This is a genomic window from Arthrobacter sp. YD4 (assembly GCF_030410515.1).
Lineage (GTDB): Bacteria > Actinomycetota > Actinomycetes > Actinomycetales > Micrococcaceae > Arthrobacter.
In genome coordinates, this window is record NZ_JAUHHD010000004.1 from 93,478 (window position 1) to 119,128 (window position 25,651).

At 71.1% G+C, this 25,651-nt stretch carries 22 protein-coding genes and 1 riboswitch; of the genes, 13 read left to right on the forward strand and 9 right to left on the reverse strand.

All coding sequences use genetic code 11. The features are described 5' to 3' along the window. Window positions 1-42: 42 nt before the first annotated feature. From QWJ39_RS11620 to QWJ39_RS11640, 5 genes are all read left to right on the forward strand, one after another. The gene (locus tag QWJ39_RS11620) at window positions 43-909 is read left to right on the forward strand and encodes a helix-turn-helix transcriptional regulator (RefSeq protein ID WP_290257982.1); all 867 of its coding nucleotides are present in this window, start codon (window positions 43-45) and stop codon (window positions 907-909) included. 48 nt (window positions 910-957) lie between these two features. Beyond that, window positions 958-1,707: a TetR family transcriptional regulator gene (locus QWJ39_RS11625; RefSeq protein WP_290257983.1), complete on the forward strand. Its 750-nt coding sequence runs from the start codon at window positions 958-960 to the stop codon at window positions 1,705-1,707. A 148-nt stretch (window positions 1,708-1,855) separates the two neighbouring features. Continuing rightward, window positions 1,856-3,118, forward strand: coding sequence for an acyl-CoA dehydrogenase family protein (locus QWJ39_RS11630; protein ID WP_290257984.1), 1,263 nt, complete (start codon window positions 1,856-1,858; stop codon window positions 3,116-3,118). Window positions 3,119-3,180: 62 nt separating this feature from the next. Further along, window positions 3,181-4,377, forward strand: coding sequence for an acetyl-CoA C-acetyltransferase (locus QWJ39_RS11635; RefSeq protein ID WP_290257985.1), 1,197 nt, complete (start codon window positions 3,181-3,183; stop codon window positions 4,375-4,377). A gap of 27 nt (window positions 4,378-4,404) precedes the next feature. Beyond that, window positions 4,405-5,964: a long-chain fatty acid--CoA ligase gene (locus QWJ39_RS11640; RefSeq protein ID WP_290257986.1), complete on the forward strand. Its 1,560-nt coding sequence runs from the start codon at window positions 4,405-4,407 to the stop codon at window positions 5,962-5,964. Between the two features lie 4 nt (window positions 5,965-5,968). Here the strand turns inward: QWJ39_RS11640 and QWJ39_RS11645 are convergent, their stop codons facing one another. From QWJ39_RS11645 to QWJ39_RS11660, 4 genes are read right to left on the reverse strand one after another with little or no spacing between them, the layout of a single operon-like run. Next, window positions 5,969-7,246 (reverse strand): MFS transporter, encoded by a 1,278-nt coding sequence (locus QWJ39_RS11645; RefSeq protein ID WP_290257987.1) that lies wholly within the window; start codon window positions 7,244-7,246, stop codon window positions 5,969-5,971. Beyond that, window positions 7,243-7,620 (reverse strand): fluoride efflux transporter CrcB, encoded by a 378-nt coding sequence (gene crcB / locus QWJ39_RS11650; RefSeq protein WP_290257988.1) that lies wholly within the window; start codon window positions 7,618-7,620, stop codon window positions 7,243-7,245. The genes QWJ39_RS11645 and crcB overlap by 4 nt, the downstream gene beginning before the upstream one ends. Beyond that, the gene (locus QWJ39_RS11655; protein WP_356903350.1) at window positions 7,617-8,132 is read right to left on the reverse strand and encodes a CrcB family protein; all 516 of its coding nucleotides are present in this window, start codon (window positions 8,130-8,132) and stop codon (window positions 7,617-7,619) included. Before QWJ39_RS11655 ends, crcB begins: the two co-directional genes overlap by 4 nt. Next, window positions 8,132-8,728, reverse strand: a complete 597-nt coding sequence (locus QWJ39_RS11660) for a universal stress protein (protein ID WP_290257989.1) — start codon at window positions 8,726-8,728, stop codon at window positions 8,132-8,134. Before QWJ39_RS11660 ends, QWJ39_RS11655 begins: the two co-directional genes overlap by 1 nt. A 78-nt stretch (window positions 8,729-8,806) precedes the next feature. Continuing rightward, window positions 8,807-8,893, reverse strand: a riboswitch (Fluoride riboswitch). A 144-nt stretch (window positions 8,894-9,037) separates the two neighbouring features. Between QWJ39_RS11660 and arfB the strand changes: the two genes are divergently transcribed. From arfB to QWJ39_RS11675, 3 genes are all read left to right on the forward strand, one after another. Then, window positions 9,038-9,460 carry an alternative ribosome rescue aminoacyl-tRNA hydrolase ArfB gene (gene arfB, locus QWJ39_RS11665; RefSeq protein ID WP_290257990.1) on the forward strand — a complete coding sequence of 141 codons (423 nt, stop codon included), beginning with the start codon at window positions 9,038-9,040 and terminating at the stop codon, window positions 9,458-9,460. A gap of 171 nt (window positions 9,461-9,631) precedes the next feature. Next, entirely contained in the window at window positions 9,632-10,738 is a 1,107-nt protein-coding gene (locus QWJ39_RS11670) for an alkaline phosphatase family protein (protein WP_290257991.1), read from the forward strand. Beyond that, window positions 10,735-12,423 (forward strand): alkaline phosphatase family protein, encoded by a 1,689-nt coding sequence (locus tag QWJ39_RS11675; protein WP_290257992.1) that lies wholly within the window; start codon window positions 10,735-10,737, stop codon window positions 12,421-12,423. The genes QWJ39_RS11670 and QWJ39_RS11675 overlap by 4 nt, the downstream gene beginning before the upstream one ends. Before the next feature lie 45 nt (window positions 12,424-12,468). On the opposite strand, the gene QWJ39_RS11680 is transcribed toward QWJ39_RS11675, so the two are convergent. Continuing rightward, window positions 12,469-13,632, reverse strand: a complete 1,164-nt coding sequence (locus tag QWJ39_RS11680; RefSeq protein WP_290257993.1) for an AI-2E family transporter — start codon at window positions 13,630-13,632, stop codon at window positions 12,469-12,471. 159 nt (window positions 13,633-13,791) lie between these two features. Between QWJ39_RS11680 and ligD the strand changes: the two genes are divergently transcribed. Next, window positions 13,792-15,021, forward strand: a complete 1,230-nt coding sequence (ligD, locus tag QWJ39_RS11685; RefSeq protein ID WP_290257995.1) for a non-homologous end-joining DNA ligase — start codon at window positions 13,792-13,794, stop codon at window positions 15,019-15,021. Between the two features lie 9 nt (window positions 15,022-15,030). On the opposite strand, the gene QWJ39_RS11690 is transcribed toward ligD, so the two are convergent. Continuing rightward, window positions 15,031-15,942: an NAD(P)-dependent oxidoreductase gene (locus QWJ39_RS11690; protein ID WP_290257996.1), complete on the reverse strand. Its 912-nt coding sequence runs from the start codon at window positions 15,940-15,942 to the stop codon at window positions 15,031-15,033. 118 nt (window positions 15,943-16,060) lie between these two features. On the opposite strand from QWJ39_RS11690, the gene QWJ39_RS11695 reads away from it, so the two are divergent. Beyond that, window positions 16,061-16,876, forward strand: coding sequence for an isocitrate lyase/phosphoenolpyruvate mutase family protein (locus QWJ39_RS11695; RefSeq protein ID WP_290257997.1), 816 nt, complete (start codon window positions 16,061-16,063; stop codon window positions 16,874-16,876). A gap of 25 nt (window positions 16,877-16,901) precedes the next feature. Here QWJ39_RS11695 and QWJ39_RS11700 read toward each other — a convergent pair whose 3' ends face one another. From QWJ39_RS11700 to QWJ39_RS11710, 3 genes are all read right to left on the reverse strand, one after another. After that, window positions 16,902-17,657: an IclR family transcriptional regulator gene (locus QWJ39_RS11700; RefSeq protein WP_290257998.1), complete on the reverse strand. Its 756-nt coding sequence runs from the start codon at window positions 17,655-17,657 to the stop codon at window positions 16,902-16,904. A 183-nt stretch (window positions 17,658-17,840) separates the two neighbouring features. Next, on the reverse strand, window positions 17,841-19,223 hold the full coding sequence (locus QWJ39_RS11705; RefSeq protein WP_290257999.1) for an FAD-linked oxidase C-terminal domain-containing protein: 1,383 nt from the start codon (window positions 19,221-19,223) through the stop codon (window positions 17,841-17,843). A gap of 50 nt (window positions 19,224-19,273) precedes the next feature. Continuing rightward, on the reverse strand, window positions 19,274-21,058 hold the full coding sequence (locus tag QWJ39_RS11710; RefSeq protein WP_290258000.1) for an L-lactate permease: 1,785 nt from the start codon (window positions 21,056-21,058) through the stop codon (window positions 19,274-19,276). Between the two features lie 311 nt (window positions 21,059-21,369). On the opposite strand from QWJ39_RS11710, the gene QWJ39_RS11715 reads away from it, so the two are divergent. The 3 genes from QWJ39_RS11715 (at window position 21,370) to QWJ39_RS11725 (ending at window position 25,628) form a co-directional block, all read left to right on the forward strand. After that, complete coding sequence (locus tag QWJ39_RS11715; RefSeq protein WP_290258001.1) at window positions 21,370-23,556, forward strand: malate synthase G; 2,187 nt, start codon at window positions 21,370-21,372, stop codon at window positions 23,554-23,556. Further along, window positions 23,553-23,981, forward strand: coding sequence for a heme-binding protein (locus QWJ39_RS11720; protein ID WP_290258002.1), 429 nt, complete (start codon window positions 23,553-23,555; stop codon window positions 23,979-23,981). The genes QWJ39_RS11715 and QWJ39_RS11720 overlap by 4 nt, the downstream gene beginning before the upstream one ends. A gap of 138 nt (window positions 23,982-24,119) precedes the next feature. Then, window positions 24,120-25,628 carry an LCP family protein gene (locus tag QWJ39_RS11725; protein WP_290258003.1) on the forward strand — a complete coding sequence of 503 codons (1,509 nt, stop codon included), beginning with the start codon at window positions 24,120-24,122 and terminating at the stop codon, window positions 25,626-25,628. Window positions 25,629-25,651 lie beyond the last annotated feature (23 nt).

A 25,651-nucleotide genomic window follows, 5' to 3' on the forward strand; every position in this document is an offset into this window, starting at 1 on the left:
TTGATACTAGTAGTAAAACTAACAGAGTAATAGTATTTCTAGGTGCAGCACGCCGATCGTCGCAAGGAACTGGGGCTCTTCCTGCGGGCCCGTCGGAACCAGGCCGTTCGGGTGGATTACGGCCTCCCACCCCTGTCCCGCACCCGCGAGCGGGGCCTGCGCCGCGAGGAGGTAGCGTTCCTCTCCGGCGTCAGCGTGACCTGGTACACCTGGCTGGAGCAGGGACGGGACATCAACCCGTCCCGCCAGGTCCTCGAAGCGGTCGGCCGGGCCCTGCATCTCTCGGACGCCGGACTGGACTACGTCCTCTCCCTCGGGGGCTACGCCGCCGTCGGGCCGGGGCCCGCCGCGGCGGCCACCGCCCCCGCCCATCTCCAGCGCCTGCTCGACGCCTTGGACCCGAACCCATCATTCGCCCTGTTTCCTGACTGGGGCATTGCGGGCTGGAACAGCGCCTACGCGGCCCTGTTCCCCAACATCGCCACCGTGCCCGCCGCCGACCGCAACCTGCTGTGGCTCGTCTTCACCGACCCCTACGTCCGGGACCTCCTGCCGGACTGGGAGGTGACCAGCCAGCGGTTCCTGGCCGAGTTCCGTGCCGAAACCGGGCAGCGCCTGGGCGACGTGGACGTCAGGAACCTGGTGGAACGGCTCAAGTCCGCCAGCCCGGAGTTCAAAGAGGGCTGGGACCGGTACGACATTCTTGGCTTTGAGTCGCGGGAGAGGGTCTTCCACCACCCAGGCGTCGGCATCCTGACGTTGGAACACCATCAGCTCTCCCCCTCGGACCGGCCGGACCTTCACCTGGTGGTCTACACGCCGGCTCCGGGCAGCGGTGCCGGGTCCCTGATGGGACGGCTCATCCCGCCGGCCAGCCAGGAATCCGGCGCCCCCGCGGAGCGCGGCTGACGTACTGCCGGGCCTGGTCGAGGCGCGGCGGTGTGCTACTTTCGGGCCATGACCAGCCAGCCCGTGACCCACGACGCCGACAGCCCGGCGGCCGCCGCTATCGGGCTGCTGGCCCGGCAGGGCTTCGACGCCACTTCCGTGGAGGAACTCGCCGAGGCCGCCGGGATGAGCCGCAGCACCTTCTTCCGCAAGTTCGGGTCGAAGGAAGACGTGGTCTTCGCCGACCACGAACGGATCCTGACGCAGGTCACCGGGCGGCTGGCCCAATCCCGGCAGGATCCGCTCGCCGGCGTCGAGGACGCCGCCCTGCTGGTGTTCGAGCACCACCTGCGCCACCGCGAAACCTCCCGGGCACGCTACGAACTGATGCAGGCCGTGCCCTCGCTCCGGGACCGGGAACTGGTCACCTCGCACCGGTACGAGCGCGCCTTCCTCGTGCACCTGCTGGACCGTCTGCCCGCCGCCGCCGCCGCCGGAACGGGTGACCAACTGGCCGGGGCGGATCACCGTGAGCACACCGCCGTCGCCTACGCGGCCGCCGTCGTCGCCGTCCACAACGCCTTCCTCCGCCAATGGCTGCGCTCCCCCGCCACCGAAGAAACCCGACAGCAGGAGAACGCCGACACCGGGCGGATGCGCGATCTCGCCACGGAACTCCGCGGCCTGTCCGCCTTGTTCCGCCCGGTCCTGCTCGGCACCGCCCCGGCTGCGGCAGCCAGCACCGTGGTGGTGACCGTGCTGGCCGGAGCCGCGGACAAGGACGCCGTGGCCCGCGCGGTCCGCGACGCGCTCCCCTGACGAGTTCCCCCCCAACGCGCCGCAGCCACCTTGGAACGGAGTTTCTTGACGTGGAACTGCGTTTCATTGCATCCTTGATCGACGTGGTGTGAGCCACGCCACGCGCGGCACGCAGCCGCCGACGCTATCGACGAGGACCAGCACGCACATGACGACGACGTCGCCCGCCTCCGCGGCCACCGACCATTCCGGCACCGTCCCGGCCGGCTTCCCCGCCGGCACCGTGGAGCCGGACTACCTCCTGACCGAGGCACTGGGAACCGACCCGGCAGCCCTCTTCACCGGCATCAGCGACGAGGACCGCGCCTACTGGGACCGCGCCCGCGGCTTCGTCCAGGACGAGGTCCTGCCGGTGATCGACGGCTACTGGGAACGCGCCGAATACCCCGTGCACCTGCTCCGCCGCCTCGGCGAACTGGACCTCCTGCGCGACGGCATCGACGTCGAGGGCCACGCCCCGATGAGCAGCATGGCCGCCGGCCTGGTGACCATGGAAATCAGCCGCGGCGACGGCTCTGTGGCCACGATGATCGCCGTGCAGGGCGGCCTGGCCCTCCGCTCGGTCGCAGAATGCGGATCCGAAGAGCAGAAGCGGCGCTGGCTGGCCCCGATCGCCGACGGCACCGAGTACGCCGCCTTCGCCCTCACCGAGCCCACCCACGGCTCCGATTCCGTGGGCCTGGAATCCACCGCCACCCCCACCGACGGCGGTGTGCTGCTCAACGGCGAGAAGAAGTGGATCGGCAACGGCTCCATCGGCGGCCTCAGCGTGGTGTGGGCCCGCGGCGAGGACGGGCAGGTCCACGGCTACCTCGTCCCGCAGGACTCCCCCGGCTACACGGGCACCACCATCGAGGGCAAGCTTGCCCTGCGCGCCATTTGGCAGGCCCACATCCGGCTGGAGAACGTCTTCGTTCCGGAGGAGAACATCCTGCCGGGCGCCCGGACCTTCAAGGACACCGCCCGCGTGCTCCTGGCCACCCGGCTCAGCGTCGCCTGGTCCGCCGTCGGCCACGCGACCGCTTGCTACGAAACCGCCGTCCAGTACGCCAAGCAGCGCAAGCAGTTCGGCCGCCCGCTGGCCTCCTCCCAGATCGTGCAGGAACGGCTGGCCCGCATGCTCAGCGAGCTCTCGACCATGCAGCTGATGGTCGTACAGATGACCCGGCTGGACGAGGCCGGCGCCCTGACCGCCGAGCAGGCCGCGCTGGCCAAGTACACCTGCACCCGGCTGGCCCGCGGCATCGCCTCCAACGCCCGCGACCTGCTCGGCGGCAACGGCATCCTGCTGGCCAACCGCGTCGCCCGGCACCTGGCCGACATCGAGGCCATCCACACCTACGAAGGCACCGAGACCATGCAGGCGCTCATCATCGGGCGCGGCATCACCGGCACCTCCGCCTTCGCCTGACCCGTCCATTTCTTCGCTTGTCGCCGTCCCCTGACAGACGCCACCCACCAAAGGACCCACCCATGAACCAGAACGCCATCACCCCGGTCATCCTCGGAGGCGCCCGCACCCCCTTCGGCCGCTTCCGCGGCGGCCTGTCCGCCTTCTCCTCCAGCGAGCTGGGTGCCCACGCCATCCGCGCCGCACTGGAGCGCACCGGCGTCGCCCCCGAACAGGTCGGCGCCGTGATCGTCGGCCAGGTCATCCAGGCCGGCGCGGGCCAGGGCCCCGCCCGGCAGGCCAGCCTCGCCGCCGGCATCGGCTGGGACGTCCCCACCGTCACCATCAACAAACTCTGCCTCTCCGGCCTCACCGCCGTGATCGACGCCGCCCGGATGATCCGCGCCGGGGAGGCCGACTTCATCGTCGCCGCCGGCCAGGAATCCATGACCAATGCCCCGCACCTGGTCCCCGGACTGCGCGCCGGCGTCGTTATCGGCGACGCGCCCATGCTCGATTCCCTCAACCACGACGGCCTGCAGGACCCGGTCAGCGGCAAGCTGATGGGCGAGGCCACGGACGCCGGCAACGTCGAACGACAGATCAGCCGCGAGGAGCAGGACGCCGTCGCGGCCCGCTCGCACCAGCGCGCCGAGGCCGCCCGCGCCGCCGGGATCCTCGCCGAGGAAATCGCCCCGATCGAGGTGCCCCAGCGGAAGGGCCCGGCCCTGACCCTGGAACACGACGAGGGAATCCGCGCCGACACCACCGCCGAGTCCCTCGCGCAGCTGCGCCCGGCGTTCTCCAAGGACGCCGCCGCCACCATCACCGCCGGCTCCGCCTCACCGCTCTCCGACGGCGCCGCGGCCCTCGTCATCGCCAGCAAGGAAGCCGCGATCGCCGCCGGCCTGGAGTGGATCGCCGAGATCGGCGCCCACGGCCAGACCGCCGGTCCGGACGGCTCCCTGCACTCCCAGCCGGCGCGGGCCATCGACCGTGCCCTCGCCCAGGAGGGACTGCACGCCAAGGACCTGGACCTGGTGGAAATCAACGAGGCCTTCGCCTCCGTGCTGATCCAGTCCGCCAACGACCTGGGCATCGACACCGACGTCGTCAACGCCGAAGGCGGCGCGATCGCCCTTGGCCACCCCGTCGGCGCCTCCGGGGCCCGCCTGGTCCTGCACCAGGCACTCGCCCTGAAGCGCCGCGGCGGCGGCACCGGCGTCGTCGCCCTCTGCGGCGGCGGCGGCCAGGGCGACGCCCTGGTCCTCAAAGCCTAACCACCCCCTCCGACGAAGAAGCAGGCCATGACCAACACCACCAGCGGCGACGGTTTCGCCACCATTTCCGTCGCGGCAATCCTGGCGGAGTCCGCCCGCCGCTCCCCGGACCGGACGGCTCTGATCGTCGGGGAGGACCGGACCAGCTACGGCGATCTCTGGCGGCAGACCCGGGAGTACGCCGGCGCGCTGCGGGCCCGCGGCATCGGCCGGGGCGACGCGGTCGCCGTGCTGATCCCGAACGTGCCGGACTTCGCCCGCGTGTACTACGCGGTGCTGGCCCTCGGCGCGATCGTGGTGCCGGTGCACGCCCTGCTCAAGGCCCGCGAAATCGAGTACGTCCTGCAGGACAGCGGCGCGCGGCTGATGATCTGCGCGGACGCCCTCCTGGGCGAGGGCGCCGCCGGGGCCGCGGCTAGCGGCGTCGACGTCCTGACGGTCATGTCGCCCGAGGGCGGGGACCTGCCCCGGCTCGAGGCGGAGGCCGCCGCGGCGGAACCGATCCGCAGCTACGAACCCTGCCGGCCCTCGGACACGGCCACGATCCTCTACACCTCCGGCACCACGGGTAAGCCCAAGGGTGCGCTGGGGACGCACTTCGCGCTGGTGGAGCAGACCTCCGTGATCCTGACCAGCGTGATGGACTTCAAGCCCGGGGACGTGCTGTTCGGCGGCCTGCCGCTCTTCCACACCTTCGGCCAGACGGTGGTCCTGAACGCCGGGCTACGCGCGGGCGCCACCGTGGTGCTGCTGCCGCGGTTCACCGGCCAGGGCGCCTTGGAGCTGGTGGCCAAGCATAAGGTCAACGTCTTCGTCGGGGTGCCCACCATGTACGTGGCGCTGCTGGAGGCCGCGAAGTCGACGTCGGTGCGGCCGGCGGATCTGCGCTACGGCATCTCCGGCGGGGCGTCGCTGCCGCTGGCGGTGATGGACCGGTTCCGCGACGTGTTCGGCATCGAAATCCACGAGGGCTACGGGCTGACCGAGACCTCGCCGGTGGCGGCGTTCAACCACGTCGGTATGACGCCGCGGCCGGGCACCATCGGCATCCCTATCTGGGGCGTGGACATCGAGATCGCCCGGGCCGAGACCGTGGAGAGCATCGAACTGCTGCCCAACGGCGAACTCGGCGAACTGGTTGTCCGCGGCCACCTGCTGATGAAGGGCTACCTGAACCGGCCCGAGGCCACCGCGGAGGCCGTGGTCGACGGCTGGTTCCGCACCGGCGACCTGGGCACCAAGGATGACGAGGGCTACCTCACCATCGTGGACCGCAAGAAGGACATGATCATCCGCAACGGCTACAACGTCTACCCGCGGGAGGTCGAGGAGCTGCTGCTGACCCACCCGCAGGTGGTCAGCGCCGCCGTCTACGGCGTCCCGCACGAGGTCCACGGCCAGGAGGTTGCCGCGGCGATCGTGCTCGACGCCGGGGCCACGGTCACGGAAGCGGAACTGGTTGAGTTCGCCAGCTCGCAGCTGGCCGCCTACAAGTACCCGCGCATCATTCGACTGCTGAGCGAACTGCCGCTGGGTCCCAGCGGCAAGATCCTCAAGCGCGAACTCGCCGCCGACCCGGCGGTATAGGCGCCTACGCCGACGCGGCGGGCCGCCCCGCGCCGGAACGCAGCAGCGGGATAAAGACCAGCAGGGCGGCCACCTGGGTGGCGATCGTGAAGACCGCCAGCCCCGCCGGGGACGAGGCGTACAGGGCGCCGATGATGGTCGAGCCCGCGAGCCAGGCAAGGCCATAGACGGCGGTGAAAATCCCGTACCACGTGCCGCGCCGGGCGGCCGGGACCAGGTCCGCGACGGCGGCGCGCAGGGTGGATTCGTGGATGCCCAGGGCCGCGCCCCAGACCGCCGCGCCGGCCCACACCAGGGCGGGCGAATCCGAAAAAGACAGGAACGGCACGGCGGCGGTGAGCGGCAAAGCCACCAGCAGCCCGCGCAATCCGATCCGGTCGTACAGCGCACCCGAGGCCAGCGCCGCCAAGGCCGCAGCGCCCATCGACACGGCGTAGGTCACGGGGATCAGCCCAGGCGCCAGCACCTTCTCCACCTCCAGATGGTAGGAGACCACGCCGAAGGTGGAGAACCCGAACATGGACACGGCGGTGAAGCCGCTGTACCACCAGAACCGGGCCGGCAACGGCGTGCGGACGGCCGGTGCGGCGGGCACCGCCACGGGAACGGTTGCGTTGGCGAGTTCGCCGTCGCCGGCGAGCCCGGCGTCGAACCGCTCGGGGGCCGGGACGAAACGCCGGAGCAGGACGACCGCGGCGATCGCCAGCGCGCCGGGGATGGCGAGGACGCCGAATCCCAGCTGGTAGCCGGAGACCGCGATCATCAGGCTGACCAGGAGCGGGCCCACCAGGGCGCCGGACTGGTCCAGCGCCTCGTGGATCGCGAACGCGCGGCCGCGGCCCAGCGTCGCCCCGGCGTGGGAGAGCATGGTGTCGCGCGCGGGGGTGCGGACGGCCTTGCCGAAGCGTTCGGTGATCACCAGGGCGGAGGCCTGCCAGAGGGACCCGGCGAGGGCCAGCAGCGGGACGGCGACGGCGGTCAGGGCGTACCCTGCGATGGTCAGCGGCCAGTACTTGCGCGTGCGGTCAGCCAGCGGCCCGGTTCCGAGCCGGAGGACCAGCGCCACTGCCTCGCCGACGCCGGTGATGAAGCCGACCATCACGGCGCTGGCGCCGAGGGTGGCCAGGTATGGGCCGGTGATGGCGCGGGCGCCCTCGTAGACGACGTCGGCCAGCATGCTGACCACGCCGAAGGACAGGACGAAGCCCATCGGGCCGAACCGGTTTCCGCGGCGCTCGGCCGTTACCGGCTGGGCCTGTGCCGGCTGGCCGGACGCGCTCACAGCAGCCCGCCAAGGACCAGGCCGCCGGCGGCCGCACCGACCGCGGCGAGGGCCGTGCCAAGGCCGTTGACCAGCGCCAGCCCGGACCGGCCGGACTGGACCAGGCGCACGGTCTCGAAGCTGGCGGTGCTGAAGGTGGTGTAGCCGCCCAGGAACCCGGTCCCGGCAATGAGCTGGAGTTCCGGCGGTGCGGCGTGGGCTCCGACGGCCCCGGCAATCAGGCCGAGGAGGAAGGAGCCGGTGACGTTAATGACGATCGTGGCCACGGGAAGGGCGGCGCGGACCCGGCTGCGGATCAGTCCGTCCAGCAGGAACCGGGAGGCGGCGCCGAGGCCCCCGGCCAGGCCCAGCAGGGCGACGGTGACCAGGCTCATGCGGACGCCCCCTTCCGCGCGGAGGCCAGGCGGATGCCGGCGAAGGTGGCGAGGAAACCGCCCACCAGGGAGGCTCCCACGTACGCCAGCGCGTCAAGGGAACGGCCGGCGGCGAGCAGTCCGTTGCTTTCCAGGGCCAGGGTGCTGTACGTGGTGAAGGCGCCCATGAACCCGGTGCCAAGGAGCAGCCGCATGACGCGGAGCCGTCCGGCGTCGGGGCCGCGGCGGATCAGGGCCTCCAGCAGCAGGCCCAGCAGGAACGCCCCCGCCAGATTGATCACGAGGGTGGGCAGCGGCCAGCCGCCGGGGGCGGGCAGGATGGAGCCGAGGCCGTAGCGGGCCAGCGTTCCGGCGATCCCGCCGGCCACCACCAGCAGCAGGAAGCCCGGGTGCAGGTGCAGCGGTCGCCGGCTGTGTGCCGGCTCCTGCGCGGGGTGCCCGGGGCCGGACGCCGCGGCGTCGGTGCCGTCCGGCCGGGCGGCGGGGACGGTGTCCGGGGTGCGGGGTTCCATTACCGGCCCTCCCGTGCGTGGTGCCGGGGCTGCGGGGCGAGCGGGACCACCAGGACAGGGCGGTGCTGGCGGTGGGTCAGGTGCACAGCCACCGAGCCGACCAGCAGCTCCTCGAAGCGGGCGCCGAGGCCACGCTCCCGCGTCCCGACGACGATGATCGAGGCGCCGCTGGCCTCGGCGAGCCGGGCGAGTGCCCGCGCGGGGTCCCCGGCCAGGGCGACGAAGGACCAAGGCACGCCGCCGGCGTCCAGGGTCTCCCCCAGGCTGGTCTTCAGCGCCGCGGCGATCCCCTCGACGTCGTCGTCGATGCCGTCGGGATCGATCGGCCGGGCGCCGCTGGGATCACCAGGACGGCGGCCGGCGGGGTCATCGGCGAGGTAGCTGGTGACGTCCACGTAGGCACAGATCAGGGGAACACCCAGGCTGAGCGCAAGCTCGGCGGCCCGGTGGGCGACGGCCGGTGGCTGGCCCGGGACCGCGCCCATGACCACGGGCCCGGCGATGCGATCGATGGAGCCGGAAGTGTGTCCGGACGCGGCGTGCTGCCCTCCGGCGGCGGGGTCCGCCGGACCGGGGACGGGTCCTGTTGGTGTCATGATGCTCCTGTCCTGTGGCGTCTGTGTGAGGCGTCGCGGCGACGCGGCTGTCAGCACGGGTCACCCACCTTCGTTGGTGCAAAGGCAGGAACCATCAGCCAGGAGGCGGTTCGAACGGGGTGCGGAGTGCAGGCCGTTCCGGCGGGATCCATCGCCGTGTTCAGAGATTACACGCCGTACCCGGAACCGCGCCACGCCGCAGCGCAGGGCGGAGCGCCGGGTGAGGGGCCCGACGGCGGCGGGCGCGGCGCCGGGTCGTCCCGCCAATCGTTCCGCCGACGGCCGCGAGTTCTGTGACACGCTGGTGGCATGGACCTGGAGGTGAACAATTCCCTGACGATCCCGGCGTCGGAACTGCGCTGGCGGTTCTCGCGTTCCTCCGGCCCCGGCGGCCAGCACGTGAACACCTCGGACAGCCGGGTGGAATTGTCCTGGGACGTCACCGGATCGCCCTCGCTGCGGGAGGACCAGCGGGAGTTGTTGGGCCGCCGGTTGGAAGGCCGGCTGACCGGCGGTGTCCTGACCGTCGCCGCGTCCGAGCGCCGGTCCCAGCTCCGCAACCGGGAGGCCGCCGCAGCCCGCCTTGTCCACCTGGTGGCGGAGGCACTGGCGCCCGGACCCGCCGCCCGGCGCAAAACCTCGCCCACCCGCGGCTCCACCCGGCGGCGGCTGGCCGGGAAGAAACTGCGCTCCGCGACGAAGCAGCAGCGCCGCCGGCCCAGCGCCGAGTAGCCGGCGAGACGCCCATAAGTTTCGGGCCACCGAAATTCAAGGGGAACTCACAGCCTTCACGCGGGAGCGGAGCCTCCGCGGCATGGCACAGTTTTTGAACCGGGTATCCCGTTGCTCCCCCACCCGGAGGCGCGGAAACGGGTTCCCCGGCGGTCCCGAGAGGAGCTGACCGTGACCCTGCTTTCCCACCGGAGCGCGCACCGGAGTCGGCGCCGCAGTGCCGCACGGATCGCCTTCCTGCTCGCCCTGCTTCTCACCGCGGTCACGGCCTGCCAGCCTCCCGCCGCCGCGCCCCAACGGACCGGCACTCCCGGGCACATCTTCGTGATCAACCTCGAAAACAAAGGCTTCGACCGGGTCTGGGGCAACGGCTCCCCCGCCCCGTACCTCTCCGGCACCCTGCGCGCCCAGGGCGTCCTGCTGGACAGCTACTACGGCGTCTCCCACAACTCGCTGCCGAATTACCTGGCCCAGATCTCCGGCCAGCCGCCGAACAGCAGCACCGAACATGACTGCCACACGTACACGCCCTTCAGCGGCACGGGGCTGGACTCCCAGGGCCAACTGCTGGGCGACGGGTGCCTTTTCCCGGCCGAGGTTCCCACCCTCGCCGGGCAACTGGACGCGGCGCACAAGACCTGGCGCGGCTACATGGAGGACATGGCCACCCCGTGCGAGCACCCGCAACCGGACGCCGTCGACACCCACGTCGCCGCCACCGCCGGGGACCAGTACGCCACCCGGCACAACCCGTTCGTCTACTTCCGCTCCATCACGGACGGCTCCGGCTGCGGCCGGAACGTCGTCAACTACTCGGCGCTGGCGCACGACCTCTCCTCCGCCGCCACCACCCCCAACCTGTCCTACATCACGCCAAACCTCTGCCACGACGGCCACGACAGCCCCTGCGTGGACGGAACCGCCGGCGGCCTGGGCACGGCGGATGAGTGGCTGAAGAGCCAGGTCCCGGCGATCCTCGCCTCCCCCGCCTACCAGCAGGACGGGATGCTGGTGATCACCTTCGACGAGGCCGACGGCGGCGCCGTCGGACCGTCGTCGGGCGTCACCGGCGGCACGGCGGGAGGCAAGGTCGGGGCCCTGGTGCTCTCGCCGTTCACGGTCCCGGGCGGCAGCTCGGACCGGGCGTACAACCACTACAGCCTGCTGGCCAGCATGGAGGACATCTTCGGCCTGCCCCGCCTGGCCGGCGCGGCCCAACCCGGCGTCAACGCCTTCGGCGGCGACGTCTACCGCTCCGGATCCCAGGGGCAGCCATGAGTCAGCGCACCCTCCGTGGCCGCCTCGGCCGGTTCGGGCGGCGCCGCCTGGTGATCGCCGCCGGCTCCACCGTGGCCCTGCTGGTGCTGGTGGCGGTGCTGGCCGGCGCCGGAGCGGGCGGCACCGGGCTGATCGGCAACGTCCTGGGCGGCCTCCAACTGCTGCAGGCGCCGCCCCAGGGCATCGCCAAGATCAAGCACGTGGTGATCATCACCCAGGAGAACCGGTCCTTCGACAGCTACTTCGGCACCTACCCCGGGGCGGACGGCATCCCCATGCAGGATGGGACGCCGTCGGTCTGCCTGCCCGATCCGGGCCGCGGCGGCTGCATCCGGCCGTACCACAACCCGGAGGTCAACAACGCGGGGGCACCGCACAGCCACTCCGACGAGGTCGCCGACGTCAACGGCGGGGCCATGGACGGCTTCGTGGCCCAGGCGGAGAAGGGGCTCTCCGGCTGCGCCGCCACGGCTGCGGCCTGCCAGTACAACACCAAGGCCACCGACGTGATGGGCTATCACGACGGCACCGACCTGCCGAACTATTGGGCCTACGCCCAGAACTTCACCCTGCAGGACCACCTCTTCGCCGCGGCATCGGCCTGGAGCCTGCCCGCCCACCTCTACCTGGTCTCGGAGTGGTCCGCCAAGTGCAGCAGGGCCGGGGACCCGTCGTCGTGCGTCAACGAACTCCAGAACCCGGACAGCGGACCCGACCCGGAGATCATCCGCAACACCCTGATCGGCAAGTGCCAGACCGGCCTGGACCTGCAGCCCTGCCAGGATGCCCTCAGGGCGGCGGGCATCAGCCCGGACCTGGCCACCGAGATCGATCAACTGATCAGCGCCAGCTGCAAGCCCACCGACTCCTACCCCAGCTGCCAGGCCGCGGTGGACGCCGCCCAGGTCCCGGCCGCGCTGAAGAAAAAGCTCAGCGACGCCGCCAAGAAGCTCGAGCTCCCCGACTACGCCTGGACGGACCTGACCTACCTGCTCCACCAGCAGCACGTCCCGTGGGCCTACTACGTCTTCAACGGCACCGAACCGGACTGCCGGGACGACGCCGCGACCTGCGCCCCGGTGAAGCAGGACGCCAAGACGCCGGGCCTCTGGAACCCGCTGCTGTACTTCGACACGGTCAAGGAGGACGGCGAGCTGGGGAACATCCAGGCGCTGGGAAACTTTTACGACGCCGCCAAGCAAGGCACCCTGCCGGCCGTCAGCTGGGTGGCGCCCACCGACAAGGTCAGCGAGCACGCCCCGGCCAGCATCAAGACCGGCCAGGCCTACGTGGCCGGCCTGGTCAACGCCGTCATGTCCGGACCGGACTGGGACAGCACCGCGATCTTCCTGACCTGGGACGACTGGGGCGGGTTCTACGACCACGTTGCCCCGCCCGTGGCGGACGAAAACGGCTACGGCCTCCGGGTGCCCGGACTGATCATCAGCCCCTACGCCCGGAAGGGCTACATCGACCACCAGACCGCCAGCCACGACGCCTACATCAAGTTCATCGAGGACGACTTCCTGCACGGCCAGCGGATCGACCCCGGCACCGACGGGCGCCCTGACGGCCGGCCCAGCGTGCGGGAGACCAACCCCCTCCTGGGCGACCTGACCACGGCGTTCGACTTCAACCAGGCCCCGCAGCCGCCGCTTATCCTCTCGAACGCCGCGACCTACTGACGCGGGCGACAGGCCCGGGCTAGTGATTCGTGGCTCTGGACGGGCCTACCCCGCGACTGCCGGCTCGTGGGGTGGGGACTGCCCGGGTGCCGGCTGGTCGGCGGCGTCGCGGCCGGTCCAGACCTTGATGATGGTCCAGCTGACGGCGGCCAGCGGCACCGCCAGCAGCGCCCCGATGACACCGGCGAGCATGGTCCCGGCGGCCAGGGACAGCAGGATCACCAGCCCGTGGATGTTTAGCACCTTGCCCATCAGCAGCGGCTGCAGGACATGGTGTTCGAGCTGGTTGGCGCCGATCAGGACGGCGAGGACCACCAGGGCAGGTACCGGGCCGTTGGAGACGAGGGCCACCAGGACGGCGAGGCTGCCGGCGGCGGTGGCGCCGATGATCGGAATGAACCCGCCGATGAACACGAAGACCGCCAGCGGCACCGCCAGCGGGACGCCGAGGATCAGCAGTGCGACGGCGACAATGGCGGCGTCGATCGCGGCGATCAGCGCCGTGCCCCGCACGTAGCCGCCGAGGACGCGGGTGCTGGCCGCGGCGGCGCGGTGCGCCCGGTCACGGTGCCGGGCCGGGAGGAACCCGAAGAGGAAGGCCCGGATCACGGCCCCGTCCTTGAGGAAGAAGAACAGGATGACGGCCATCAGGACTATGCCGGCGAGGATCTCCCCTCCGGTGCGCAGGCCGGTGAGGGCGTCGGAGCCCAGGTTGCCGCTGCTGAAGAACTTCTGCACCGATTCCTTGGCGTTGGCGAGCTCCTGGTCCGAGACCGGGACCGGCCCGTTATTCAGGAAGGCGTGCAGCTGGTCGATCCCGGCCAGTGCGCGGGTCACCAGCTCCTTGAACTGCATCCGTACCAGGGCGACGACGGCGGTGACCACGCCGCCGAACACGGCCAGGACCGCGACGAAGGAGGTCAGCACGGCCAGGGCCCGCGGCCAGCCGTGGCCGGCCAGCCAGCGCACCAGCGGGGAGATGGCGGCGGCCAGAATGACCGCCAGGAGCACCGGAATGACCACGAGCGGCACCAGGGTCAGGACCCGAATCACCACCCACGCCAGGCCCACCAGCAGCAGCACCTGCGCGGCCCGGGTCCCGGCGCGGCCCAGCCCGTCGGACCAGAGCGCCGCCGGACCCTTCGCCGCCGGGCCCTTCGCCGGCGCGGCGGGCTCCGGCGCCGGATTCTGGTATTCCTGCTCGGACATGGGGATCCTCCTTCGTCACCGCCGAGCAGCCCGCGGACCGGGCGCACGCGGTGTGTACCGTTGCTGACTGCGGATTATCCCGGCAGAACCTGATGGCTGGCTGGCAGCGGGCCGCGGTGGCCTCTGGTTGGGGCGCGGGAACGTTGCTAGCGTGGCCGCATGAGCCCGTCGAAGACTCCGCCTGAGATCATCACCGCGGCCGGGCACGAGGTGAGCATTTCCAGCCCGGACAAGGTGGTCTTCCCCGGGCCGGGGCTGACCAAGCTGGACCTGGTGCACTATTACCTCGCCGTCGCCGACGGCGCCCTCCGCGGCGCGGGCGGCCGGCCGATGGTCCTCAAACGGTTCCCCAAGGGCATCGACGCGGAGCCGTTCTTCCAGAAGCGGGTCCCGGAGAACCACCCGGACTTCGTCGACACCGCCACCCTGCACTACGCCTCCGGGACCTCCGCGGAGGAGGCCGTGATCCGGGACGCCGCCGGGCTGGCCTGGCTGGTCAACCTCGGCTGCCTCGATCTGAACCCGCACCCCGTCCGGGCCACGGACCTTGAGCACCCTGACGAGCTGCGGATCGACCTGGACCCCATGCCGGGCGTGGGCTGGGAGCAGATCGTGGACACCGCGCTGATCGCCCGGGGCGTGCTCGACGACGTCGGGCTGGTCGGCTGGCCGAAGACCAGCGGGTCCCGCGGCCTGCACATCCTGGTCCGCATCACGCCGGACTGGTCCTACCCGCAGGTGCGCCTCGCCGCCGAGACCCTGGCCCGGGAGGTGGAGAACCGGGCCCCGGGCCTAGCGACCGCCCGGTGGTGGAAGGAGGAACGCGGCGAGAGCGTCTTCGTCGATTTCAACCAGAACGCCAAGGACCGCACCGTGGCCTCCGCCTACTCGGTGCGTCCGCTCCCCGACGCCCGGGTGTCCGCGCCGCTGACCTGGCAGGAGGTGCCGTCCGCCCGGCCGGAGCAGTTCACCGTGCTGACCTTGCCGGACCGGTACGCAAAGGACGGCGACCCGCATGCGGGCATCGATGAGGCCGCCGGCAGCCTGGCGGCCCTGCTGGAGCTGGCCGGGACGCTGGGCCCGGCGGAAAAGGCGCCGAGGGGCGCCGGAAAGGACGGCTCCGGGCGGCGCCAGTCCGTGATGCCGCTGATCGAGGTGGCGCGGACCAGGACCAAGGCGGAGGCGCTCGCGGCCCTTGAGGCGTGGAAGGCGGGCCATGCCGGGACGGCGGCAGGCCTGCACCCCGCCGACGTCCTGGTCGACGGGATGCGCGGCTCCAGCTCGCTCTGGTACCGGGTCCGGATCAACCTCCAGCACATCCCGGAGGACCAGCGGCCGCCGCAGGAAGAACTGCTGGCCGACTACGATCCCTGGGCCGGCCGGTCCTGACGGTTACCGTTAGTCCCCGGCCCCGCCGTCCGCCGGCGTGCTGGCGTAGTACGCGGCCGCCATGTCCTGCTTGGACCGGCCCTGGGCGGCCACCCGCTCCAGCCGGGCCGCCGCGGCCTCGGTCCCGTCGAGGCGGATGCCTTGTTCCGCTGCCGCCGCCAGGATCAGCCGGGCGTCCTTGAGCGAGGTGTCCACGGCAAACGACGCCGGGTCCAGCTTGTCGCCGAGGATGAGTCCGGCCTTGCCCCGCAGGAAGGGCAGATCCAGTCCGCCGCCCTCGATCAGGTCGAGGAACTGCTGCGGCTCCACCCCCAGCGCCCCGGCTAGGGCCAGGATCTCGCCGGTGGCGTTGGAGGCCGCGATGACCCAGCTGTTGACCACGAGCTTCAGGCGGGCGGCGGTACCGGCGGCGGCATCCTCACCGGTCCAGGTGGTGCGCGCCCCGATCGCGTCCAGGACCGGTGCCACCGCGTCCCGCACCGCGGGCGCACCGGCGGCGATCACCAGCAGCTGGCCGGCCTCGGCGGGTTCGCGGGTGCCGGACACCGGAGCCTCCACCAGCTCCAGTCCCACCTCGCGGGCAAGCTCCGCCAGGGCCCCGGCGTCGTGGACGCCTACCGTGGTGGACTGCACCCAGGCGGTGCCGGGCGTGATGCCGGGGGCTGCCTGCCGGATCACCTCCGTCACCGCGGCGGCGTCGTAGAGCATCGTCAGGACCACGCCGGCGCCCTCGACCGCCTCGGCAGGGGTCGCGGCCGCGTGCGCGCCGGCATCGGCCAGGGGGCCGGTCTTGGCCGGGTCGCGGTTCCAGACCCGGACGTCGAGGCCGGCGCGGAGAAGGTTGCGGGCCATCGCGGCGCCCATGATGCCCAGGCCGAGCACGGCCACGGTGCGGGCGGTGTTCTTCGTCGTCTCGTTCATGCGGCCATGCTAGCCGCACAGCCTGACAGCCGTTGACGGACTCCGGGACCCGGCGTAGACCCATATCCAGGGGCGGGCACCGGCTGGAACAACGGCGGGCAGGAGAGAAGGAGGACACATGGACACTTTTCGGGAGCTTCACGGCGGCGCGGCACCCTTGCTGCTGCCCAACGCGTGGGACGTGGGCTCCGCCGTCGCCTTATTGGCGGATGGCTACCCGGCGATCGGCACCACCAGCTTCGGCGTGGCGGCAAGCGCCGGCTATCCCGACGGCGGGCGGGCCAGCAAGGCGGCGACGGCGGCCCTGGTGCCGCTGCTGTGCCGGCTGCCGGTGTTCGTGACGGCCGACGTCGAGGACGGCTACTCCCCGGATCCCGGCGAGGCGGCCGATTTCGTCGCGGGCCTGGTGGAGGCAGGCGTGGCCGGGATCAACCTGGAGGACAGCCTCGACGGGCACCTGGTGGCTCCGGAGGCCGCCGCCGCGAAGATCGCCGCCGTCCGGCGCCGCTGCCCCGGCGTTTTCATCAACGCCCGGGTGGACAACCTGTGGTTCATGGAGGACCCGACCGTGGACTCCGTGCTGGCGCGGGCCCGGCACTATGCCGACGCCGGGGCCGACGGCATCTTCGTCCCGGGGCTGGCGAACCCGGCCGAGATCGAGGCCATCACCGGGGCCCTGGAGCTGCCGGTGAACGTCCTGCCGCATCCCACCCTGACCGTGGCGGAACTTGGTGGGCTCGGGGTGCGGCGCGTCAGTTCCGGGTCGATGCCCTACCGCGCGGCGGTCGATGCCGCCGTCGCGTCCGTCGCGGCCCTGCGGGACGGACGCACCGCCCCGTCCGCCACCCCGTACTGGGACATGCAGCACCGGCTCGAATCCTACGCCGCGGCGCTCCGGCCACAGGTAGAAAGTCGGGCGGAAGGACCGGAGTAGACCCGGAAGCAGGCCCGCGAGGGGCCTAGGCGAGGCTCAGTTCCGCCGAGATCGCGGCGGCGGCCTCCTGCAGCAGGGGGACGGCGCGGTCGGCGAACGCCTGGTCCACGCGGGAGACCGGGCCGGAGACGGAGATCGCCATCGGCGTCGGGGCGTCGGCCACCGCGGCGGCGAAGCACCGCACCCCGAGTTCCTGCTCCTCCTCGTCGATCGAGTAGCCGCGGCGCCGGATGGTGTCCAGGTCCTGCAGCAGGGTCTCGACGTCGCCGATGCTCTTGGGCGTCGCGGCGGGCATGCCGGTCCGGGACACGATCGCCCGCACCCGCTCGTCGTCGAGCTGGGCGAGGATCGCCTTGCCGACGCCGGTGGAGTGCAGGTGCGCGCGCCGGCCCACCTCGGTAAACATCCGCATGGAGTGCCGGGAGGGGACCTGGCCGACATAGACCACCATGTCCCCGTCGAGCATGGCCACGTTGGCGGTCTCGCCCAGCCGGTCCACCAGGGGCTTCAGCTGCGGCCGGGCGAGCACGCCCAGTTGCTTGGACGCCCCCTCGCCAAGCCGGATCAGCCGCGGGCCCAGGGAGTACCGGCGGTTGGGCAGCTGGCGGACATAGCCCAGCGTCACCAGCGTCCGCAGCAGCCGGTGGATGGTGGGCAGCGGCAGCTCGGTGGCCGAGGAGAGCTCGCTGAGCATCACCTCTCCCCCGGCGTCGGCGATCAGCTCCAGCAGCTCGAAGACGCGCTCCACCGACTGCACGCCGCCCGCGGCCCGTTCCGCCATGCCACCCCTCCTCCATGGTCCCGCCCGTCGCCGGCCGGCACCTTTTCCTTACCCACGAAGCATGGACACCCTTCGCGCCGGGTGAGCGCACCGCGGAGCGAAATATCCGCATCGTGAAAGTTTCCGAGGCCCACGATACCGCAGGGCCTCGCGGCCACCACCGGATCCCCCGGAAGGATGCCCCTAGATGCCCTTGCCCGGGTTGAGGATGCCCAGCGGATCGAAGACGCCCTTGATGGCGTGCTGCAGGCCGAGGGAATCGTTGCCCAGCTCGTCCACCAGCCAGTCGCGCTTGAGCAGTCCCACCCCGTGTTCGCCGGTCAGGGTTCCGCCGAGGCTCCGGGCCAGCTCGAACATCTGCGCCAGCGCGGCCTTCGCCGGGCCCTCGGTGGAAGGCTGTCCCTCGTCCAGGACGATCATCGGGTGCAGGTTCCCGTCGGCGGCGTGAGCCACGGTGAAGATCCTCACGCCGGTGCGGCGGGAGATCTCCTCGATGCCGGTGACCATCTCGGCCAGGCGGCCGCGCGGAACGCCGACGTCGCCGATGCAGACGGTGCCCAGCAGTTCCAGGGACGGGATGGCCTCGCGGCGGGCCCGGAGCAGCTCCGCGGTGTGGTCCGGGTCCGTGGCCTTCTCGTACGAGGTGGCGAACGGTTCGATCGCCTTGATCAGCACGTCCTGCTCCAGGAACGCGCCGTAGCCGTCGGTCTGGGCGAGCAGGAAGGCCCCGCCCCGGCTGCGGTAGTCGGTGCCGAGGGCGGCGTCGACGGCGGCGAGGGTGGGCCCGTCCATCAGTTCCAGCACCGAGGGCGTGATGCGGGAGGCGATGATCGCCGACGCCGCCTCGGCCGCGGCGACGATGTCCGGGAAGTAGGCGGCTACCGTGGCGGTGGAGACCGGCATGGGCCGCAGCCGCAGCGTCGCTTCCACCACCACGCCCAGGGTGCCCTCGGAGCCGATGAACAGCGCATTCAGGTCGTAGCCGGTGACGCCCTTGATGGTCTCGCGGCCGGTGACCAGGATCCGGCCGTCCGGCAGCACCACCTTGAGCGCCAGCACGGATTCGCGGGTGACTCCGTACTTGGCGCAGCGCATGCCCCCGGCGTTGGTGGCGATGTTGCCGCCGATCGAGCAGATGGCCGTGCTCGCCGGGTCCGGCGCGTAGAAGAGTCCGTGCTCGGCCGCGGCGGCGTTGACCTCGGCGTTGAGCACCCCCGGTTCGACCACGATCAGCTGCTCCAGCGGATCGATGCGCAGGATCCGGTTCATCCGCGAGAGGTCCAGGACGATCTCCCCCGCCTGGGCGGAGGAGCCGGCGGCGAGGCCGGTCCCCGCTCCCCGGGCGACGACGGGGATCCGGTCGGCCGTCGCCCGGACCATGGTGTCCACCACGTCCTCGACGGCGGTGGCGTACACGACGCCGTCCGGCAGGGACGAAGGCGTGTAGCCGGAGCGGTCCGTGTTGACGCTCCGGCGGTCGGCTTCCTCGGTGGAGCCGTTCCGTGCCGCGGCGATCAGGCCGGCGGCGGAGCGGGTGGCGGTGGTGTCATTGGCGGTGGTGCTCACGGGGACTGCTTTCTATCGGGTGCAGGAGGTGATCGGCGCGGGCGGGGTCCCTAGGGGACCATCCAGCCCAGGACCGGGGTGGACTGCAGCAGGACAAGGATGGTGATGAAGGCCAGCAGGCCAAGGCTCCAGCCGAGGAGCTTGCGGAACAGGACGCTCTCGGCCCCGTCCAGGCCGACGGCGGCGGAGGCCACCGCGAGGTTCTGGAGCGAGAGCATCTTGCCGAGGACGCCGGCGGAGGAGTTGGATGCGGCCATCAGGACCGGCGAGAGGCCGGTCTGCTGCGCGGCGGTGACCTGGAGCTGACCGAAGAGCGAGTTGGACGAGGTGTCGGACCCGGTGAGGGCCACGCCGATCCAGCCCAGCAGCGGGGAGAGGAAGGCGAAGAAGCCGCCGGCGGAGGCGAGGGCGAACCCGAGTGAGTTGGTCTGGCCGGAGACGTTCATGACGAACGCCAGGGCCAGGACGGAGGTGACCGAGACGATCGTCCAGCGCAGCTGGAAGAGGGTGTCGCGGTAGATCCGCAGTCCCTGCAGGGGCTTGAGCCGGTACAGCGCCATGGTGATGATGCCGGAGATCAGCAGCAGGGTGCCGGTGGCCTTGAGGTGGTCCAGCTTGAACTTGTGGGCGGAGACCTGGTGGCCGGAGGGGTCGACGGCGTCGATGCCGGGCCAGTCGAAGGTGACGGAGCCGACGGCGGTGAGCCAGTTCTTGACGCCGGGAAGCTGGGCGATGGAGAAGACGGCCATGATGATCAGGTAGGGGGCCACCGCCATCCACACATCGCGGGCCGGCGGCCGGGCGACGGTGTCCGTGCCGGTCCCGGCCGCGTCCGATCCGGCAGCGCCTGCAGCGTGAGCCGGAAGGGGCTGGCCGTTGCGGCTGACGCCGCCCAGGCCGGAGGAGGTGCCGTAGCCGGTGCGCCCGGTGGCCGTGGCGCCCACCAGGTCGGCTTCGGCGGCGTCGGTGTCGCTGCCCTTGACATTGTGCATGCCGACGATCTCCGCAGGCTGCCAGAACCGGAGCATCACCAGGACGACGGCCACGGTGGCGATCGCGGCGATCACGTCGGTCAGTTCCACCACCAGGAAGTTCGAGGCCAGGAACTGGGCCACGCCGAAGACGACGCCCGAGACCAGGGCGACGGGCCAGGTCTGGCGCACGCCGCGCTTGCCGTCGACGATGAAGACCAGGATCAGCGGGACCAGGACCGCGACGAACGGGGTCTGCCGGCCGGCCATGGAGCTGAGCTCGTGCAGCGGGATGTTGGTGACACCGTTGAGCGCGATGATCGGCGCGGCCATGGCGCCGAACGCGACGGGCGCGGTGTTGGCCAGCAGCGCCACGATGGCCGACTTCAGCGGCTTCATGCCGGCCGCCATCAGCATGGCGCCGGAGATGGCCACCGGCGCGCCGAAGCCGGCGAGGGCCTCGAGCAGGGCGCCGAAGCAGAACGCCACCAGGATGGCCAGGATCCGCAGGTCGTTGGAGATGGAGCGGATGGTGCGGCCCAGCGCCTCGAACCACGGGGTGGCCACGGTCAGTTTGTAGACCCACAACGCGTTGATGAGGATCCAGAGGATCGGGAAGATCGCGTAGAAGGCACCCTGGGCCGTGGCGCTGAGGACCTGGACTATGGGCATATGCCAGCCCACGACCGCCAGGACGATCGAGAGCAGCAGGCTGGCGATGGCTGCCTTCGGGGCCCTGACCCGGAACACGCCGAGCAGGACGAATAAGAGGAGCAGCGGCAGCGCGGCCACCACGGCGGAAACAGCAAGGGACCCGGCGATCGGGTCTACGACCTGCTGAAACGGCTCAAACCTGGGACTCACAAAAACTCCTTTGTTTTACGAGTGGTGGCGGGCCTCTGACCCGGGCGTCATGGGGCGACGGGAAGATTTTCCGCATGGCGAAATAGATCTCTTATTGTGTGGATAGACCATATGTGCGATCCACATCACAGTCAACAGCTTGCCGCAGAATGGTCGGACCACCGCCGACGGTCCGCGGACGGGCGTTGACAGTCCGCCGCGGGGCTGGATAGTTTTTACTTATTGATATTTTATTTCCGCATTACGGAACTGCTAAGACACCGCAGAGACACCCGCAATGCACCACAGCAACTGAACGGAGCGTGACCGGAATGTCGAATCACCTGGAGACCAACGGACTCCACGTCGCGGAGGAGCTGTACTCCTTCGTACGGGACGAGGCGCTGCCCGGCACCGGACTCGACGCCGGGGAGTTCTGGGACGGCGCGGCCGGCCTGATCGCCGAATTCTCCCCCCGCGTCCGCGAACTCCTCGAGGTCCGCGACCGGCTGCAGCAGCAGATCGACGAGTACCACCGCACGCAGGCCGGCGCGGAGATCGATCACGAGGCGTACGAGGAATTCCTGCGCTCGATCGGCTACCTGGTGGAGGAACCGGCCGACTTCAGCATCAGCACGGACGGCGTGGACAGCGAGATCGCCAGCGTCTCCGGCCCGCAGCTGGTGGTCCCGCTGCTGAACGCCCGCTTCGCCGCCAACGCCGCCAACGCCCGCTGGGGTTCGCTCTACGACGCCCTCTACGGCACCGACGCCATCGACGACGCCGAGGGCCGCGGGCACACGGAAGGCTACAACCCCGTCCGCGGCGCCGCCGTCGTCGACTTCGGCCGGCGGCTCCTGGACGAGCACACGCCCCTGGCCTCCGGCTCCCACGCCGACGTCACGGCCTACCGGATCACCGACGGCGCGCTCGCCGCCGAGACCCCCGCCGGGACCACCGGCCTGGCCGATCCCGCCCAGTTCGCCGGCTACCGCGGCAACGAAGACCAGCCCGAAGCCATCCTGCTGGTCCACCACGGGCTGCACATCGAGATCCAGGTGGACCGCGGGCACCCGATCGGCTCCGGTGATCCGGCCGGCGTCAAGGACATCGTCCTCGAATCTGCGCTGACCACCATCATGGACCTCGAGGACTCCGTGGCCGCCGTCGACGGGGGCGACAAGGTGGACGGCTACCGCAACTGGCTGAAGCTGATGCAGGGCACGCTCACCGCCGAGGTGTCCAAGGGCGGCCGCAGCTACACCCGCCGGCTGAACGAGGACCGAAGCTACACCGCCCCGGACGGTTCCGAGCTGGTCCTGCCCGGCCGTTCCCTCCTGCTGATCCGCCAGGTGGGCCACCTGATGACCAGCGACGCCGTCCTGGACGCCGAGGGGCAGCCCGTCCCCGAGGAGATCCTGGACGCACTGTTCACCGGGCTGGGCTCGGTGCACGACCTGCGCGGCGCCACGGCCGGACGGAACTCCCGCGCCGGGTCCGCCTACGTGGTCAAGCCCAAGATGCACGGCCCCGAGGAGGTCGCCGTGGCCTGCGCGCTGCTGGCCGGCGCCGAAAAGGTACTCAAGCTCGAGCCGCTGACCCTGAAGATCGGCATCATGGATGAGGAACGCCGCACCTCGGCCAACCTCAAGGCCTGCATCAAGGAGGCCCGGGACCGTGTGGCCTTCATCAACACCGGCTTCCTGGACCGCACCGGCGATGAGATCCACACCTCCATGCTCGCCGGCCCCATGGTCCGCAAGGCGGATATGCGCAACTCCAGCTGGATCAAGGCGTACGAGGAGTCCAACGTGGACACGGGCCTGGCGTGCGGCTTCGCCGGACGGGCCCAGATCGGCAAGGGCATGTGGGCCGCCCCGGACAACATGGCGGACATGCTGGCGCAGAAGGCCGGCCACCCGCAGGCCGGCGCCGACTGCGCCTGGGTCCCGTCCCCCACCGCGGCAACATTGCACGCCATCCACTACCACCAGGTGGACGTCGACGCCCGGCAGGCCGAACTGGCGGGCAAGCGCCGCTCCACCCTGCGCCAGCTGCTCACCATCCCGCTGGGCGACCCGGCCGGTTGGTCCGCCGAGGACCGCCGGAACGAGCTGGACAACAACATCCAGAGCACCCTGGGCTACGTGGTCCGCTGGGTCAACGACGGCGTGGGCTGCTCCAAGGTCCCCGACATCCACGGCACCGCCCTGATGGAGGACCGCGCCACCTGCCGGATCAGTTCCCAGCACGTGGCCAACTGGCTGCTCCATGGCATCGTGACGCAGGAGGAGGTGGAAGCCTCGCTGCGGCGGATGGCCGCCGTCGTCGACGGGCAGAACGACGGCGACCCCGGCTACCGGCCGATGTCCCCCGAGTTCGATGGCGAGGCCTTCCTCGCCGCCCGCGAATTGGTCCTCGAGGGGGCCGCCCAGCCCTCCGGTTACACCGAACCCGTGCTGCACCGCCGCCGGGCCGCCCACAAGCACGCCAACGACCTTGCAAGGAACGCCTCATGACCCTGACCCTGGACACCGCCCGGACCATCATCGACCAGGCCCTCGCAACGGGCGCCGAGCACGGCTTCAAGCCGCTCACGGTGGTCGTCCTGGACGCCGGCGGCCACGTCACCGCCGCCGCCCGCCAGGACGGTGCGTCGAACAACCGCTTCGAGATCGCCCAGGGCAAGGCCTACGGGGCGCTGGCCCTGGGCATGGGTTCCCGCTCGATCATGGCGCGCGCCGAGCAGCAGGCGTACTTCATCGCCGCGGCCGCCGCGGCGATCGGCGGCCGGCTGATCCCGGTCCCGGGCGGGGTCCTGATCCGCGACGCCGACGGCGCGCTGCTGGGCGCCGTGGGCATCAGCGGGGACACCTCGGACAACGATGAGACGGCGGCCGCAACCGCCGTCCGTGCGGCCGGCCTGACCGCCCAGGTGGACTGAGAAACCACCCGGCGGTTGACAGCGGCACCGGCAGGGGACGTGACACCCCCGGCCGGTGCCGCTGGCGTTTTCCGGGGAAATCTCCAGCGACGGCCAGTATCATGGCCGGGTTCGAGAGTCTGTCGAGAGGTTGCTCCATTGCGTCACGAATCGTCCGCCCCGGGCAAGGGGACCCCTGAGCCCTACCCGGGCTACGGCACCCTGGTGGAGGGCAGCAGCAACTACCGTCAGGGCCGCCGGCCGCGCTGGCTCAAGATCACCGGCATCACCGCGGCCGTGATCCTGGTGGGTGTGATCGCCTTCGGCGGTTACTGGCTCTGGCGGCTCCAGTCCAACATCAGCACCTCTGCGCTCGGCGCCGGCGGGGTGCGCACCGAGGGCCCGGTCAACGACAGCAAGGACCGGCTGCAGATCCTGGTGCTGGGCAGCGACACCCGCAGCGGCAAGAACGGCCAGTACGGCTCGACGGCCGACTCCTCCGGCTACGGACAGTCGGACGTGATGATGCTGTTGGACATCTCGGCGGACAACAACCACGTCAACGTCGTCAGTTTCCCCCGCGACCTCCTGGTGGACGTCCCCGCCTGCAAGGACAGCGCCACCAACGAACAGCATGCGGGCCGGTCCGGAGTCATGATCAACTCCGCCATGGCCGAGGCCGGCATCGGCTGCGCGGTGGACACCGTCAACAAGCTCACCGGCATGGAAATCGACCACTTCATGATGGCCGACTTCAACGCCGTGAAAGAACTCTCCAACACCGTCGGCGGCGTCGACGTCTGCGTGGACACCGCCGTCAACGATCCCGACTCCGGCCTGAAGCTGCCCAAGGGCACCTCCCAGGTCCAGGGCGAACAGGCCCTGGCCTTCCTGCGCACCCGGCACGCCTTCGCCAACGGCGGGGACCTCGGCCGGATCAAGGCCCAGCAGTCGTTCCTGGCGTCCCTGACCCGGAAGCTGAAGGCCGACGGCACGCTCAGCGACCCGCAGAAGGTGCTCAGCATTGCCGACACCATGACCAAGAACCTCACCGTCGACGACGGCCTCGCCTCGGTCCCAACCATGCTGACCCTCGCCAACCGGCTGAAGAACATCGACCCGGCCAAGGTCAACTTCATCACCACCCCCACCGTCCCGGCGCCGTCGGATCCCAATCGGCTGACCTTGGACGAGCCGGCGGCGGACAACCTCTTCGCCGCACTGCGCCGCAGCCCGGACCTGTCCCAGCCCGCGCCGGCCTCGGCGGCCCCGGAGACCTCCAGCGCCCCGGCCGCCCCCGCCTACAACAAGGCACTGCAGCCGGTCACCGTGGCCAACGGCACCAACGTCGCCAGCCGCGGCACCGAGATCGGCACGATCCTCTCCGACGCCGGGTTCACGAAGCTCTCCCGCATCCCGGCCCAGCCGCGGCAGCAGACCATGGTCTACTTCGGCGCCGGGTTCGAGGACGTCGCCGCCGACGTGGCGGCGGTGTTTGGCCTGCCGGCTTCCAGCGTGCAGCAGGTCCCCGGGGTGCAGGGCGTCCAGCTCTACGCCGGCGAGGACTTCGCCACGGGTTCCAAGCCCGCGGCGCCGCCGTCGCAGGCCGGCGGGGCAGTGTCCCAGACCGGCAGCGACACGACCTGCCAGGCCACCGCCGGCGGGTAGCGGCCGACACGCGGCGGGACACC

Bases quoted from the DNA above. Each gene is read 5' to 3' on its own strand.
- QWJ39_RS11695 (WP_290257997.1), top strand. From the start codon at position 16,061: ATGGACACTTTTCGGGAGCTTCACGGCGGCGCGGCACCCTTGCTGCTG.
- QWJ39_RS11655 (WP_356903350.1), bottom strand. From the start codon at position 8,132: ATGGAACCCCGCACCCCGGACACCGTCCCCGCCGCCCGGCCGGACGGC.
- QWJ39_RS11625 (WP_290257983.1), top strand. From the start codon at position 958: ATGACCAGCCAGCCCGTGACCCACGACGCCGACAGCCCGGCGGCCGCC.
- QWJ39_RS11700 (WP_290257998.1), bottom strand. From the start codon at position 17,657: ATGGCGGAACGGGCCGCGGGCGGCGTGCAGTCGGTGGAGCGCGTCTTC.
- arfB (WP_290257990.1), top strand. From the start codon at position 9,038: ATGGACCTGGAGGTGAACAATTCCCTGACGATCCCGGCGTCGGAACTG.
- QWJ39_RS11630 (WP_290257984.1), top strand. From the start codon at position 1,856: ATGACGACGACGTCGCCCGCCTCCGCGGCCACCGACCATTCCGGCACC.
- QWJ39_RS11690 (WP_290257996.1), bottom strand. From the start codon at position 15,942: ATGAACGAGACGACGAAGAACACCGCCCGCACCGTGGCCGTGCTCGGC.
- QWJ39_RS11720 (WP_290258002.1), top strand. From the start codon at position 23,553: ATGACCCTGACCCTGGACACCGCCCGGACCATCATCGACCAGGCCCTC.
- QWJ39_RS11635 (WP_290257985.1), top strand. From the start codon at position 3,181: ATGAACCAGAACGCCATCACCCCGGTCATCCTCGGAGGCGCCCGCACC.
- QWJ39_RS11675 (WP_290257992.1), top strand. From the start codon at position 10,735: ATGAGTCAGCGCACCCTCCGTGGCCGCCTCGGCCGGTTCGGGCGGCGC.
- QWJ39_RS11660 (WP_290257989.1), bottom strand. From the start codon at position 8,728: ATGACACCAACAGGACCCGTCCCCGGTCCGGCGGACCCCGCCGCCGGA.
- QWJ39_RS11715 (WP_290258001.1), top strand. From the start codon at position 21,370: ATGTCGAATCACCTGGAGACCAACGGACTCCACGTCGCGGAGGAGCTG.
- ligD (WP_290257995.1), top strand. From the start codon at position 13,792: ATGAGCCCGTCGAAGACTCCGCCTGAGATCATCACCGCGGCCGGGCAC.
- crcB (WP_290257988.1), bottom strand. From the start codon at position 7,620: ATGAGCCTGGTCACCGTCGCCCTGCTGGGCCTGGCCGGGGGCCTCGGC.
- QWJ39_RS11680 (WP_290257993.1), bottom strand. From the start codon at position 13,632: ATGTCCGAGCAGGAATACCAGAATCCGGCGCCGGAGCCCGCCGCGCCG.
- QWJ39_RS11640 (WP_290257986.1), top strand. From the start codon at position 4,405: ATGACCAACACCACCAGCGGCGACGGTTTCGCCACCATTTCCGTCGCG.